The sequence below is a fragment of the Saltatorellus ferox genome (genome assembly GCA_007751475.1).
In the GTDB taxonomy this organism is placed as follows: domain Bacteria; phylum Planctomycetota; class UBA1135; order UBA1135.
The window spans coordinates 765,715-779,761 of the sequence record CP036434.1; the positions used below are offsets into that span (position 1 = coordinate 765,715).

Annotated in this window: 8 protein-coding genes; 4 read left to right on the forward strand and 4 right to left on the reverse strand. The window is 67.7% G+C overall.

The window, feature by feature from the left end:
• Positions 1–105: 105 nt before the first annotated feature.
• The gene (locus tag Poly30_RS02895) at positions 106–2,058 is read right to left on the reverse strand and encodes a CASTOR/POLLUX-related putative ion channel (protein WP_145194521.1); all 1,953 of its coding nucleotides are present in this window, start codon (positions 2,056–2,058) and stop codon (positions 106–108) included.
• 273 nt (positions 2,059–2,331) lie between these two features.
• Here Poly30_RS02895 and Poly30_RS02900 point away from each other — a divergent pair, with 273 nt between their 5' ends.
• Entirely contained in the window at positions 2,332–2,913 is a 582-nt protein-coding gene (locus Poly30_RS02900) for an RNA polymerase sigma factor (RefSeq protein ID WP_145194522.1), read from the forward strand.
• A 19-nt stretch (positions 2,914–2,932) separates the two neighbouring features.
• Positions 2,933–5,644: a YfbK domain-containing protein gene (locus Poly30_RS02905; protein ID WP_145194523.1), complete on the forward strand. Its 2,712-nt coding sequence runs from the start codon at positions 2,933–2,935 to the stop codon at positions 5,642–5,644.
• Between the two features lie 637 nt (positions 5,645–6,281).
• On the opposite strand, the gene Poly30_RS02910 is transcribed toward Poly30_RS02905, so the two are convergent.
• Positions 6,282–8,513 carry an NADP-dependent isocitrate dehydrogenase gene (locus Poly30_RS02910; protein ID WP_145194524.1) on the reverse strand — a complete coding sequence of 744 codons (2,232 nt, stop codon included), beginning with the start codon at positions 8,511–8,513 and terminating at the stop codon, positions 6,282–6,284.
• A 209-nt stretch (positions 8,514–8,722) separates the two neighbouring features.
• Here Poly30_RS02910 and Poly30_RS02915 point away from each other — a divergent pair, with 209 nt between their 5' ends.
• Positions 8,723–9,691 (forward strand): GNAT family N-acetyltransferase, encoded by a 969-nt coding sequence (locus Poly30_RS02915; protein WP_145194525.1) that lies wholly within the window; start codon positions 8,723–8,725, stop codon positions 9,689–9,691.
• Here Poly30_RS02915 and Poly30_RS02920 read toward each other — a convergent pair whose 3' ends face one another.
• Positions 9,692–12,031: a PDZ domain-containing protein gene (locus Poly30_RS02920; RefSeq protein ID WP_145194526.1), complete on the reverse strand. Its 2,340-nt coding sequence runs from the start codon at positions 12,029–12,031 to the stop codon at positions 9,692–9,694.
• 90 nt (positions 12,032–12,121) lie between these two features.
• Positions 12,122–13,480, reverse strand: coding sequence for an alpha/beta hydrolase family protein (locus Poly30_RS02925; protein WP_145194527.1), 1,359 nt, complete (start codon positions 13,478–13,480; stop codon positions 12,122–12,124).
• Between the two features lie 139 nt (positions 13,481–13,619).
• Between Poly30_RS02925 and Poly30_RS02930 the strand changes: the two genes are divergently transcribed.
• On the forward strand, positions 13,620–14,045 hold the full coding sequence (locus tag Poly30_RS02930; protein WP_145194528.1) for a DUF423 domain-containing protein: 426 nt from the start codon (positions 13,620–13,622) through the stop codon (positions 14,043–14,045).
• The last annotated feature ends 2 nt before the right edge of the window (positions 14,046–14,047 follow it).

The following is a 14,047-nucleotide window of genomic DNA, read 5'->3' on the forward strand; positions in this document are numbered from 1 at the left end:
TCGAGGCCACCATGGCCCTTTCCCAATGGCGCCATTCCGCAGTTTCGCCCACGGACCTGACCTTCGTGGCGACACCGCCTGGAACGAGGGAGAGGGGCGACGGCGCTACTCGCAGGTCAGCACGAGGATGCGGTCGGCTCTCGTCAGATGGAGGACTTCGCTGCGGTCCGGGTTCAGTCTCGGGTCGCCTCCCTCGGGGAGGATCCCGAGCGCCGTCACTCCGCGCGCGAAAGCAGCCTGCTGGACTTCCGGGAACGTGAGCGAGCGCTCGGCGAGGCCCAGGAATTCCACGCTCTGGAGGCTGATCTCCGCGCCTTGGGAGGAGAAGAGTTCCTCGTAGGCTGCCGCCAGCTCCGGACGCATCGCCGTGTGAGCGAGCAGGTAGCTGAGCACCTGAGGCGTGACCAGGAACTCGCCGCAGCGCTCCTCGAAGAGGTCGCAGTTCTTCGGATCCAGGAACTCGACGATCACCTCCGGGCCGTTCTGCACGCCGCGCAGTCGCGAGCGCACGAGCACATGGCCGAGCACGGTGCGCGCATCCGCTTGCTCGGAGGTGGACATCCAGTCGCTGGCGAGAAGAGCCACATGATCGAAGCTCTGAAGATCCTGGGCGTCGAGTTCGGACGCGATGGAATAGTCGCCTTCGACGTGCCGGAACCGGACGCGGTCTGACCCGGCGGTCGCGCTTTCGAGCCAGCGTCGACGCTCCTCTGCGGGAAATCGAGACATGACCGTGACGTCGAAGTGACCGGAGCGCGACGCCACGAGTTCCCTCGCCAGGGATCCCAGCTTGTGGCTCCAGCCAAGCACCAGGATTCGATGGGTCTTCTCCGCAACCGCTGGTGTGGGTGACGGCTCTGCTTCGCCGGCAGGCACGTTCTGGGCCACGTCCAAGGGCGCGGCGAGGCCCGTCGCGACGGCCGCGCAGTCGTCGTACGTCATGGCGAGGAGGACGAGGAGATCCTCCGCTCCGAGCGGCACGTCCGAGCGGGGATCGAGATCCGCCGTCGGCCCCGTGGCTCCCGATCGAATCGAGCCGAGGACGATCGCTTTCGGGAAGGCTCCGAACAACGTGCGAGGTGTCCTACCCCGCAGCTCCGGGAATCCGCGAACGTACATGGAGTTGCCGCGGCGATGGGAGAGAAGGCCGATGAGTCCCCTGGCGAGGCCTTGATGGCGCAGGCTCTGGGAAAGGAGTCGGCTGATGATCTGGTCGCTGGAGAGGACCTCGAGCGGACCCTCGAACGACTCCTCTGCGAGCGGGACCTTCTGCGCGTCGAAGAGTTCGGCCACGACGAAGGGCCGCTGCTCGGCCGCGAGATCGCCCTGGAGCTTATCGACCGTCAGGAGCGTCTTGATCACGCGCGCATCGGACGCGTCGGCACCTCCCATCGCGAAATCCGCCCCGGGGATCAACACCACCGACGCACGGTCGAGGTCCAGTCGCTTCAGGTGCTCGGCGTTCAGCGCGGAGCCCGACCGAAGGAAGACCTGACCCTCGTTCCAGTGCTTGCCGAGGTGATCTCGCAGGCGGCCCCTCACCTCGGCATCCACCTCCTCCGCCTGCACGACGATGCGGAGTTTCCTGGCCTCGCTCCGCTCCAGGAAGCGCTTCAGGCGGCCCTGCGCCGTCATCAGCTGGAGCACGATCTCGGGCGTCCGGTTGGTCCATCCAAGAACGACGACGTGCTCGCGCATGGAGATCGGCGTCAGCCCGCTCTCCAGTCGACGCATCGTGCCGAAGAGCCACTGGGTCATGACCGCGATCATCGAGCCCATGAACAGCACGTAGCCGAGGATCGTCACGATCGTCGAGATCACTCGCAGCGCCGTCCCCTCGTCATCGCCGAGGTAACCCGGATCGGTCAGGCGCAGGAACGACCACCAGATCGCCGTGCCCGGCGACGTGAACTGCGGCGTGAAGAGCCACGCCGCGATTCCGCCGACGACGGCCGTGCTCGCGATGAGGGCCGCCATCAGGGCGAGCTGGTGCAGCACGCCGCGCTGGATCCAGCGCTCCAGCAGGAATCGGACGGGGGATCGGAGCGTGGATGACATGCTTTGTGGCCAGAGCTCGAAGGAGTGAGCGGTCGAGGCTGGAGTCTATCGCCCCGGCCGCCGCGCCGGTCGGGCCGGGAGGGTTCGGGGCGGTTCGGGCCACTCGTGCCCGCCGACGTGGATGTGGTCCGGCCACGCGGGCCAGAAAACTCCGTGGAATCAGCCCTCTCGGGGTCAGGATGGAGGGCCGCGCGGTCGGCCCGGCGCTTTTCGAGCGAAAGGCCCAAGACGCTCCGCTGCGGCGACGTTCCTCCCCCGAGAACACCCTCCCAGATGGCCGAATCCGAACCTCCGTTGCCCTCCGACGTCGACCTCCTGCGCGCCCACCGCGCGGGGGACGTACCCGCCTTCACGCGGCTCGTCGAACGCTATCAGGACGCACTCTTGCGGCATGCTCGGATGCTCCTCTCGGGGCGCGGCAGCGCTGGCTCGGCAGAGGACGCCGTTCAGGAGGTGTTTCTCAAGGTCGCCAGAAACCCGCCGGATCCCGACGATGAGTCGGTTCAGCTGGGCGCCTGGCTCCACCGAGTCACGAGGAACAGGTGCCTGGACATGCTGAGATCAGATACACGCCGGCGCGATCGAGAGGTCGACGCGGGCCTGCCCGAAAACGGTTCACCCGAGGATCCCGCGCTCGCCGCGGTCGATGCCCGGGACACGCGCGGCGCGGTCGAGCGGACGCTCCAGAAGCTCCCCGAGGACCAGCGGGAAGCGGTGACGCTGCGGCTTCTGGAGGAGCGCAGCTACGCGGAGATCGCCTCGATCACGGGGCGCAAGGTCGGAACGGTCGGCTGGTTGATCAGCCAGGGGATGAAGGCGCTCGCCCGCGAGCTGAGCCCGCTTCTCGAAGCTTGAGCCAGGAGAGAACACAGCCATGAACCACGAACACACGAACGGAACGGATCACGAGGCAGACGGTGAAGGTCGCATGTACGACCTGCTCTGCCGGTACGTCTTTGGCGAGGCCGACGAGGCCGAGCGCACGGAGGTCGAGGCCGCGCTCGCAGGCTCGGAGGCGCTGCGCGCCCAGAAGGCCGAGCTCGACGCGACGGTCGCGCTGGTGCAGGGGGCCTTCTCGGGCTCCGATCAGGGATCGTCCGCCGAGGAGAGCGCTTCCCTTTCGACGGCGCAGTTGGAGGAGCTGCAGGCCGCCGCCAGGGAAGCCGCGCCCGGAGCGAGCGACGTCACGCTGCAGCCCGTGAAGCGTGGACCGCGACCCTGGTACGCGTCGAACTCGGTCAAGTTCGCCGCGGCCGCCACCGTGCTCTTGACCGTGGGAACGCTGTACGTCAACCGGCAAGCGCCCCGCGGAAGCGATGCCGAGGTCGCTTCGGTCGAAAAGGCCCCCGATGATCGCTCCGGGAAGCGCTTGCAAGAGGAGCTGGCCTGGCTCGACCAGGACATGGAAGGCGCCGCCTTCCGGCCGAGTGGAGAAGAGACGGACTTGGCGCTTCTGGAGGAGCCGGAAGCGGAAGTCGCGGCGGTCTCGAGTTCTCTGGTCACGGCCCCGTCTCCGGAGCCACGCCTTCAGAAGGTCGAGGCCGATCGGGCTAGCCCATTGCGCGCCCTTGGCTACGGCGCGCCGCAGGCTTCCCGCAGCAAGCGCCCCGCTGCGAACGAGGCTCCACCCGCTGCGAAGGTGTCCGCTGGTGTCGAGGCGCGCCGGGGTGCGGGCGGAGGCGGACGAGACGGCGCCGTCACGTCCTGGTCGGACGACTTCTTCCTGGGGCGTGGGGAAGAGCCGGCAGGGCTCGCACTGATGGGCGGAGAATCCGGTCGTCCGTCGCCAGGGTCAGCGGGAGCCATGACGCCCGCTCCCGAGGTCGCCTTCGAGGATGAGTCCTCCCGTCGGATGGCGCCGTCGCGCGACAAGGATGCGCGGACCCGCCGTCCGGAGTCGGACCTTCGTCAGGGAACGACGACCGTGACGTCCACGCGCGTTCCGAACGAGCGCCCGCGCGACATGTTCTTCCGCTTCTGGGGCGACAACCCCTTCGTGGTCACCCGCAACGACGCACTCTCGACCTTCGCGGCCGACGTGGACACGGCGAGCTTCACCCTGGCCCGCCGCATGCTCCGCGAGGGATTCCTCCCGGAGCGCGATCAGATCCGCACCGAGGAGTTCGTGAACTTCGCGAAGCCCGACCTCGCTGCGCCTCTCGAGGACACGTTCGCCGTGTACGGCGAGCTGGCCCCCAGCCCGTTCGGTGGCCGCGAAGACCGCTGGCTCCTGCGCGTCGGCGTGCGCGCCAAGGACATCACCCGTGAGGAGCGCCCGCCGCTCGCGCTGACCTTCGTCATCGATACGTCGGGGTCCATGCGCACGGACAACCGCCTGGAGCTGGTCAAGCACTCGCTCCGGCTGCTGGTGAACCAGCTCGATGGTCGCGACACGCTCGCCATCGTCGGGTTCAGCAACGAGGCTCGCGAGATCCTGCCGCCGACGCCCGCGACCGAGGCCGATACGATCGAGGGAGCGCTCTACGGGCTCATGCCCGACGGCGGGACCAACGCGGAGGCGGGGCTCAAGCTCGGCTATCAGCTCAGCCTCGGCGGAAGCGCGCATCCCGAGGCCCAGAAGCGCGTGATCTTCCTCTCGGACGGCGTCGCCAACCTGGGACAGACCGATCAGGATCGCCTCGCGACCGAGATCTCCGAGTACGCGGACCGGGGCGTGTTCCTGAACACGATCGGCGTCGGTATGTCGAACCACAGCGACGTGTTCCTCGAGCAGCTCGCCGACAAGGGCCAGGGCGTTTGCGACTACGTCGCCGACGCCGCTGACGCGCGGCGCGCGATCGTCGAGCGCTTCGTCAGCGGCTTCGTCACCGTCGCGAAGGACCTGAAGATCCAGGTCGAGTTCGACGGCGCGGCCGTGCTGCGCTGGCGACAGCTCGGCTACGAGAACCGGGCCGTCGCCGACCGTGACTTCCGCAACGACGCGGTGGATGCGGGCGAGGTGGGCGCGGGGCACCAGGTGACCTGCTTCTACGAGCTGGAGCTGGGCTCGAACGTCGATGACGCCGCGGCTGCGCTGGCGAAAATTCGCCTGCGCTGGAAGCCGATGAACCCGATAGTCCTGGGGGCTCGCACCACGGAGACGCGGGAGACCGAGACCCTGGTTCGCTACGAGGAGTCCCTCGCTCCCTCCTTCCGAGCGGCCTCGGCCGGCTTCCGGCTGGGCGCCCTGAGCGCGCAGTTCGCCGAGTGCCTGCGTCAGTCCTACCACGCCCGCGGCGACTCGATGGACCGCCTGGCGAGCGGGTTCGCGAACCTGCTCACCGACGCACCGTCCGAGGACGTCGCGGCCATGGCCGAGTCGTTCAAGAGGGCCCGGGACCTGGGCCTCCAGGCGCCACCGCCCGTGCGACCGACGGACGCCGACGCGGCCCAGCAGGAGGCGTATTACAACTTCCTGATCGAAAGCCTCGGCGGGGCCGATGCCCCATCGGATGGCCGGGAAACGAACCCCAGCGGCACCTCGGAGGGTGCCCGAGAGGGCTCTCCGGCCGCTCCCACCCAGGAAGAGTACGAATCACGTATTCGTGAGCTCTTGAAGGGTGACCAGCAGGAAGATCCCCACTAGCCCCGTCGTTCAGGAAGCAACCCGCGATGCCGGGTTCCTCACACGCGATCGCTCGCGAGGAACCAGGTGCGGGGGGAGCGCAGGAATCGGAAGCGAGGTCGCCCTTGTTCGCAACGGGGGCGGCCTCTTTCATTTCCCGGGAACGCGAGCGGGCCGTTCATGTCTGGAAAGATCGAGGCGGGAAGGCTGCGAACAAACCCTGCTGCCGCCTGGGTGACCCCTGAGTGCGCCATCCGGCTGGCTGAGGACACCGGGTGTTCGGAACCGCTCACTTCGTTGTCCTCGTTCTGGGACGCGCCTGGTGCGGACCCAGATGACGGCAGCATGACGGACCCTCCATGAAGTTCCCCAAAGGGTCTGCGACTTGGCACGCCCTTCGCTTGTCCCTGGCAGATCCGCAAGGATCGACCCGACCCGAGGTCATGCGCCTCTCGCTCGGGGCCGTTCGCTCCTGCCCCGCTGGGCCCAGATTCCCCTGGGCCCAAAGTCCGACTCGTTTTCCCAGCCCGTTGTCCCGGCTCGCAGAGCCCGGTCGGTGAGAGTGCCTCGCACGCTCTCACCCTCCGGGACTCGCCTCTTTGGGGTCCCTCCATGCAGCGAGCTGGCTTTCCCAGCCCGTCTCGCCGCCTGGCCCACTTCAGGCGATCTCGGCGATGATCCGGTTGAACGTCGCGCTCGGTCGCATCGCAGCCGCCGTCTTCTCGTCGCTCGGGTGGTAGTACCCGCCGAGATCGACCGGGCTGCCCTGGGCTGCCAGGAGCTCCGCGTTGATCCTGTCCTCGTTCTCGGTCAGCGCCTTCGCGACCGGTTCGAAGCGTGCCTTCACCCTGGCGTCCTTCGTCTGCCTGGCGAGAGCCTGGGCCCAGTACATCGTCAGGTAGAACGCCGACCCGCGGTTGTCGATCTCGCCGACCTTGCGCGAGGGGTAGCGCGAGTTCTCCAGGTACTCGCCGATCGCCTCGTCGAGGGTTTCGGCCAGGAGCGCCGCGGTCTGGTTACCCGACGTCTCCGCGGCCTTCTCCAGCGACGGCACGATCGCGCAGTACTCGCCGAGTGAGTCCCAGCGCAGGTGCCCTTCCTGGAGGAACTGCTCCACGTGCTTCGGCGCCGAACCGCCCGCGCCGGTCTCGAAGAGCCCGCCGCCCTGGAGCAGGGGAACGATCGACAGCATCCGCGCGCTCGTCCCGAGCTCGAGGATCGGGAAGAGGTCCGTGAGGTAGTCGCGCAGCACGTTGCCCGTGACCGAGATCGTGTCCTCGCCCTTGCGCACGCGCGCGAGCGAGAACGCCATCGCGTCGACCGGTCGCATCATCTGGATGTCGAGGCCGTCGGTGTCGTGGTCCTTCAGGTACGCGTGGACCTTCTTCAGGAGCTCCGCGTCGTGCCCGCGGTCCGCGTCCAGCCAGAAAATCGCGGGCGTTCCCGCCGTGCGCGCGCGCGTCACGCCGAGCTTGACCCAGTCCCGGATCGCCTCGTCCTTCGTCTGGCACATGCGGAAGATGTCGCCTTCCTCGACCGGCTGCTCCAGCAGCAGCTCACCCTTGGCATCCACGACGCGGATCACGCCGCCCGCAGCGGCGAAGAACGTCTTGTCGTGGGAGCCGTACTCCTCGGCCTTCTTGGCCATGAGGCCGACGTTGGCGACGTTGCCCATGGTGGCCGGGTCGAACTGGCCGTTCGCCTGGCAGTCTTCGATGACGGCCTGGTACAGCGTGGCGTAGCTGCGATCCGGGATCAGGCAGACGGTGTCCTGGAGCTTGTCCTCGCGGTTCCACATCTTGCCGCCGTCGCGGACGACGACCGGCATGGATGCGTCGATGATGACGTTGTTCGGCACGTGGAGGTTCGTGATGCCCTTGCGCGAGTCGACCATCGCGAGCGCGGGCCCGGTCTCGTAGCACGCGGCGATGTCGGCCTCGATCTCCTTGCGCTTGGCCTCGGGAAGGCGGTCGAGCTTCTCCAGCACGTCGCTCAGTCCGTTCGCCAGGTTCGCGCCGATCTCGGCGAGCTCCGCGTGGTGCTTGTCGAGCGCGTCCTTGAAGTAGACGGCGACGCAGTGGCCGAACATCGCGGGGTCGGACACTTTCATCATGGTGGCCTTGAGGTGCAGCGACAGCAGCACTCCGTCGCGCTTCGCGTTCTCGATCTCGGCGGCGTAGTAGTCGCGCAGCATCGAGACGCTCATGGTCGCGGCGTCGATGACCTCTCCCTCGAGGAGCGCGATGCCGTCCTTGAGGACGATCGTCTCGCCCGCGTGATCGGTGAACTCGATGCGCGCGGTCGTCGGCGCAGCCAGCGTCGTGGACTTCTCACTCGCGAAGAAATCGCCCGCCTCCATGTGCGCGACGCGGGACTTCGAGCCGGAGGCAGGCCAGTCCTTCATCATCCCGTGCGGGTGCTTCTGGGCGAACGACTTGACGGAAACGGCGGGACGGCGATCGGAGTTGCCCTCGCGGAGGACCGGGTTCACGGCGGAGCCGAGCACGACGGCGAACCGCTTCTGGAGCTCCTTGTCCTCGGCCGTGGCCGCCTCTTCGGGGTAGGAGGGAACGTCGTAGCCCTGGCTCTGGAGTTCCTCGATCGCCTCCTGGAGCTGCGGGATCGAAGCGCTGATGTTCGGCAGCTTGATGATGTTCGCGTCCGGCGTCTTCGCGAGGTCGCCGAGGCGCTTCAGCTCGTCCGGGATCTTCTGGTCCTCGGTGAGCTTCTCGGGGAAGTTCGCGAGGATGCGGCCGGCGAGGGAGATGTCGGCCGTGGTGATCTCGACGCCGGTGCCCTGGGTGAAGGCCTCGAGGACGGGGAGGAGGCTGTGGGTGGCGAGGGCGGGGGCCTCGTCGATCTTGGTCCAGGTGATCTTGGCGGAGGACATGGGCGGTGCGCGTCGGTACGTCGAAGGGGTGCAAGTGGGGGCGTGGAGAGCCCCCCGGAGCGAACAGGTTAGTGCGTCCGGCCTCCGGGGGCCGACCCTTGTGGCCCCGAAACTTGAGTTGCCGAAACTCGAGTTGCCGAAACCGGGGGCGAGTCGGAAATGGCGTGTCGGTAAGCCCCGTCGCGGCGGGCTGGACCATACTCGCTCCCATGGAGCGGCTCGAGTACAGCCAGTTCGTGGAGGCGCGCCGCGAGTTCGACGCCGCGGTCCTCGGGTCCGGGGATCTGGCGGGGAGCTGCTGGCTCTCGCCGTGGCAGATCGCGGCCCATGACTCCATGAACCGCGGAGGCGACGAGCCGCGCCGGCACCTGATCTACCGGAGCGAGGAGGCCTGGCTCGCGCTGATCGAGTACGAGATTCCGGGTGCGTACCTGCCCTTCGAGAGCACGTGGATGTTCGCCTGCCCGCTGGTGGGGGAGCCCGCGGCCGCCGCGGATCTTCTGCTCCGAGTGATCGAGCGGCATCGACGCGAACTCCGCGCGATCCTCGTGGGTGGGGTGCCCGTGGGCAGCGAGCTGCATCGACGGCTCCGCGGTTTGCAAGGCGCCGACGGCTTCGGTGCCCGCGCGGAACAGGAGGGCACGGAGTCCTGCATCATCGATCTATCGGAGGGCGGCATCGAAGGCTGGCTCGCCCGCCGCTCGAAGAACTTCCAGCGCTCGGCGCGACGCGCGCGGCTGCCGGCGGGCGCCGACGTCGCGGACGGACTGACCCTGGCGCCAGACGACACCTACGCGCGGATCCTCGACATCCAGCAACGCTCCCACAAGGCGGCCAAGGGCGAGGACATCTTCTCGACCCCCGTCTACCGCGACTTCTATCGTCGGCTACTCGGCGATCTGCACGCGAGCGGCGAGCTGCGGCTCACTTTCGTGTCGCAGGGCGGCGTCGACCTCGCCTATCACTTCGGCTTCACGCGCGCGCACCACTACCGCGGCTACCAGATGAGCTTCGCGGAAGAGGCGCGCTCTCTCGGGCTGGGGACCGCGCTCCAGATGCTGCACCTGGAGCGCGCCGAGGCCGAGGGCGCCACGCGCTACGACATGGGGATGCTCGCGCCGTACAAGGAACGCTGGGTCGACCGCGTCGAGCGCAGCGTGCTCGTCGTGCTACAGTAGCTACTTCGACTCAGGCGTCAGGTTCATGCCGAGGGACTTGGGCTTGCCGTCCTCTTCGCCCACCGGGCCGATCGAAAGCCCGGTGGACTGACCCCCGCGCAGAACGGTCACCGGAACGGACTCGACGGCGGCGGATTTCGTCAGTGCGAAGAGGTCTTGCCATCCGCTGACCGCTTTGCCCCGAATCTCTGTCACGAGGTCGTCCTTCTGGAATCCCGCGAGAGCGGCGGGACCGCCCTCTTCCAGGGAGCGGACCTTCAGGGCATAGACGATCTTGGTGACGAATTGGACCTCGCCCGTCGGAACGGTGATCGACTTGGAGTCCGACCCGCCGTCCAGCCGAAGGACGTACTCCCCGGCGAAGACGTTCTCGAAGCGTGCCATCGAGTCCGGCCCGACGTCGGCCGTCAGACGATCGCGGTAGCCGCCGTCCTTCGGCGACAGCTGAAGCTTCTTGCCGGCGTCGACGCCTTCCGCGCGAACCATCACGGTATGGGCCGTCGGGATAGCGAGATTCAGCGGTTGATTCAGGCCCTTTACCTCGATCGTCTCCGAGACGACCTTCCTGGAATTTCCCAGGTAGCCGCCCATCTTTGAGTCGTGTCCCGTCTCGTAGACGGCCACCTCGTAGGTCCCCGGCTGAAGGGCGTTCAGGACGGCGCGACCGTCCTCCTTCACCTTTTGCGATCCGCGGGACATGGTCCGGTACGAGAGGCGTTGCCCCTGGGAGCCTTCGGCCTTGGGTGCCGCGTGCACCGAATAACCGGCGGTCAGATCCCCTTGGACCTGGATCTCCAAAGAGCATGCTGGCTTGAACTCGATGACGACGTCTCCGTCGCCCGTCTCGACCGTGGTGGAGGCACTGCCGTCCGTCTCCGTGGACGCGGCGAGCTCGACCGAGGCGTCTTGCTCGGACTGGAAGAGCTGTCCGCGCGGAAGCCAGTACTCGCCACGCGCTCGGCGCTCGGGCTTGATCTGAACCGGCCGAGCGAAGCGTTCCGTCTGGACCGAAGCGTCGAAGCTGACCTTGTCGACGGGCGTTCCGTCCTCACGCTCGCAGCGCACCACGAGGAAATCGCCGAGGTCTGCCTCGCCGATCTGGAGACTCACCTCGGTGAGACCGGGACCCACGGTGACTGGCCGAGTGATCTCGGGCGCGTTGCCCTCGCCTCGCCCCACGGCGAGCAGGTACTTGCCACCCGGCATGCCGCTGACCTCGAAGTCGCCGGACGGCACGGCGGTGAGGGCGGTGCGGCTCTCTTCGCTCCAGTCGATCTCGCCGCTCCCGCCGGGTGCGGGCATCGCCTTGACCCAGATCGGAATTCTCGGCACGAGTTCGGACGCATCCTCGACCTTCACCCGAAGGATCTGGTTGGCGCGTAGTTCCACGACCAGCGGCCCGGCTCCCTCGGTGTCCACGTTCACCATGCGCGGCTCCGACTCGAAATCCGAGGTCATCGAGCGCCAGTCCAATCGCTGGACGTTGCCGCTGCGCACGATGAGCTCGAAGGAAGCCTCCTTCAGGCGCAAGCGAGGTGACTCGGAGGTCCAGGCGATTTCGGATCCGAAGTTGGACGCCCCGGGAAAGACCACGGCGCTCTCGGGCTGGGTCCCGTCGGGAAGTCGAACATCGAGTTCGAGTTCGACGACTCGTTCCCCGGAGAACACGCACTCCCGACCGGTGTGGGTCATTTGCGGAGAGAAGACGTAGCCCTCGGCGTGGGCCTGCACCGCATGCACGCCCTCGCGGAGCTTCTCGAGCGTGAAGGCTCCGGTCGCATCGGAGATGGCGGTGGAGGCGTGGAGCCTGTCCGCCATGAGGGTCTCCGCTTGCTCGGCCAGCTTGGCCTCGACGTCTGGCAGTCCCTCCCAGGCACGACCGACCTCGCTCGTATCCCGGGCCTGCATCAGGCCTCGCCAGCCCTTGGTCTCGCGGTTGAAGCTGACGATCTGCACGCCCGGCAGGGGATCGCCGTCGGCGTTGAGCACCACGCCGTGGATCGTGTGGGTCCAGGCGGACGTGTCCTCCGCTGACTTCGAGGCAGTCGTCGAGATGGCTTTGCGCGCAGCGGTGCGCGCGCCAGGTCCCGCCGTCGAGCCAGAGGTCGACCGGGCCGCGATCTGGGCGGGTCCGTCGGAAACGGGGCGTTCTCCCACCTGGCTCAGGCGGTCGTCGCCAGCTGCGTCCGCGACGTCAGGCGTGACCGAGGCCGCCTGGGTGATGCCCACGGTGGGCGCGCCAGCGGCCTTGGATTCCGAGCCGTTCAGGACAGCACCGATGGCGAACCCGACGGCGAGGCCGAGTACGAGGGTGAGCAGGGCGAGATGCGAGGCTTTCATGGCCCCAGCGTAACGGGCCGCTCTCGATAGACTCTGTCAGCGTTGAGCGAAACAACCAGTTGCGATCTCGTAGAGGGCCGCTCTCTTCGATCAGGGAACGATGATCCAGGACGACCAGCCGGCGATGCCGTTCAGCTCGTGCAAGGTCAGCGTCTTCTCCGTCGCGTCGTAGGTCCAGGGTGGCGTGGCGGTCCCGCGTCGGATGACGTTGGTCGGCATTTGGTCGACGCCGCGCAGAACGATGTCGGTGACCGAGCTGTCCTTGATCTGGAACACGACCAGAAGGTTGCGGCTCATGTCGAGCCCAGCGGCTGGCGCGTCGATCGCGACCTCGGCGAGGTTCTTCGAATCGATGAGGTAGAGCGCGTTCGCCTGGGCCTGGACCGACCAGAGGATCGGCGTCAGCTCGTCGCCCGCGACCTGGCGGATGTCCAGATCGTGCCAGCGCCCGTCGCGGTCGGCGACGGTCTTCGTGACCTCGCCGGCGGCGGGGCGGGTCAGGCGCTGGCCTTCGAGCCAGTCGAGCACCACGGTGTTGTCGAGGGTCGACCACGAGTGAATCGCGTAGGGCCGCGGCACGACGCCGGTGTCGGAGCCCTCCTGGCTCATGGCCTGGTCGAGCGCGAGCGTCTGCTCGACGATCGTCGCGTTGACGTCCATCGTCGCGTACCAGTGGCGCACAGGAACGTGGCTGAGGTTCGAGCTGAGCGCGCCCCGCAGGTCCACGGTGCCCGCGACCATGTCCATGTCGACGGTCGAGCTACGGAGGTAGCGGAACGGATCGCTGTCCGGGGTGCCGCCGAACATCAGCGGGCTCTGGAACAGGTTGTAGTCGTTCGACGTCTGGTAGGTGGCGCGCAGCGAGGTCGTGCCCGTGTGGTTCACGATCGCGGCGAACTGGATGCCGTTCGGGTCCAGGTGGCGCGCGGCGTAGCTGGCGGCGGCGCCGCCGCCCATCGAGAAACCGACGCCGTAGACGCGGTCCATGTCGACGGGCAGGCGCGACGCGAAGAACTCGAACGCGAGCTCGATGTTCTCCTGGGCGTAGTCGATGCCGTAGTTGTACTTGTGCGCGCCGAGCGGGATGAACACCAGCCAGCCGCGCGCCATGGCGTCCGCGGCCAGGGTCGTGTTCTGGAGCACGTTCACCGGCTCTTCTCCGTAGCCGTGGAACAGGGTGAGCACGGGCGCAGGCGTCTGCATGTTCGACGGGATGCCAACGATGAAGGTCTCCTGCCAGGTCTGCCCGGGCAGGTTGAGCGTGATCTGGAGCATGCGGCCCGAGACGGCGCTGCCGGTCATCGGTGCCAGGAAGGGCGTCACCAGGTCTCCCCCGAGGCTGGCCACCGTGGGCGCCTGCTGCTTCGTCAGCGGTTTCACCTGCGGGAGGGCAGGTGCGGCAGCCAGGGCGATGGGGCCGAGGAGACTCAGGGTGGAAAGAAGGATCATGCGCGTGTGCGAGTAGGAGAAAACCGGTGGCTGTGCGGAGCCGTGGTGCTTCAATGAAACGTACCCCGCTTCGGGGGGCCGGTTCCGGAATCCGCGCGGTGCCTCTTCTTTGATCCCGACTCTCTCGAAACGAAACTCCATGAATCCCGTTTCCGCCGAATCCAGCCCGTCCATTGCCCCAATTCGAGTCGCCGCGATTCTCGGCTTCCTCGGCGTCGGGCTGGGCGCCTTCGGAGCGCACGGGCTGGAGGGGTACTTCGAGTCGAGCTCGCTCGACCCGGCGGCGATCGCCGAGCGGCTCGATTGGTGGAAGACCGCGACGTTCTACCACCTCGTTCATGCGGTCGCGCTGGCGGCGGCGGGCGCGGTGAGCCTGGCGCTGCAAGCCCCGGCTCGACTCGTGACCTGGAGCCTGGCCGCTGGCATCGCCATCTTCTCCGGAACCCTCTATGCCATGGCCCTGGGCGGCCCGCGCTGGCTGGGAGCGGTAACCCCGATCGGCGGCGTGCTCCTGATGCTGGGATGGGTCGGACTCTTCCGGCTCTCGTCTCCCGAACCAGCGTAAGC

Excerpts from the sequence above, each read along its gene's own strand:
- Poly30_RS02895 (WP_145194521.1), bottom strand. The coding sequence starts at position 2,058 with ATGTCATCCACGCTCCGATCCCCCGTCCGATTCCTGCTGGAGCGCTGG.
- Poly30_RS02900 (WP_145194522.1), top strand. The coding sequence starts at position 2,332 with ATGGCCGAATCCGAACCTCCGTTGCCCTCCGACGTCGACCTCCTGCGC.
- Poly30_RS02905 (WP_145194523.1), top strand. The coding sequence starts at position 2,933 with ATGAACCACGAACACACGAACGGAACGGATCACGAGGCAGACGGTGAA.
- Poly30_RS02910 (WP_145194524.1), bottom strand. The coding sequence starts at position 8,513 with ATGTCCTCCGCCAAGATCACCTGGACCAAGATCGACGAGGCCCCCGCC.
- Poly30_RS02915 (WP_145194525.1), top strand. The coding sequence starts at position 8,723 with ATGGAGCGGCTCGAGTACAGCCAGTTCGTGGAGGCGCGCCGCGAGTTC.
- Poly30_RS02920 (WP_145194526.1), bottom strand. The coding sequence starts at position 12,031 with ATGAAAGCCTCGCATCTCGCCCTGCTCACCCTCGTACTCGGCCTCGCC.
- Poly30_RS02925 (WP_145194527.1), bottom strand. The coding sequence starts at position 13,480 with ATGATCCTTCTTTCCACCCTGAGTCTCCTCGGCCCCATCGCCCTGGCT.
- Poly30_RS02930 (WP_145194528.1), top strand. The coding sequence starts at position 13,620 with ATGAATCCCGTTTCCGCCGAATCCAGCCCGTCCATTGCCCCAATTCGA.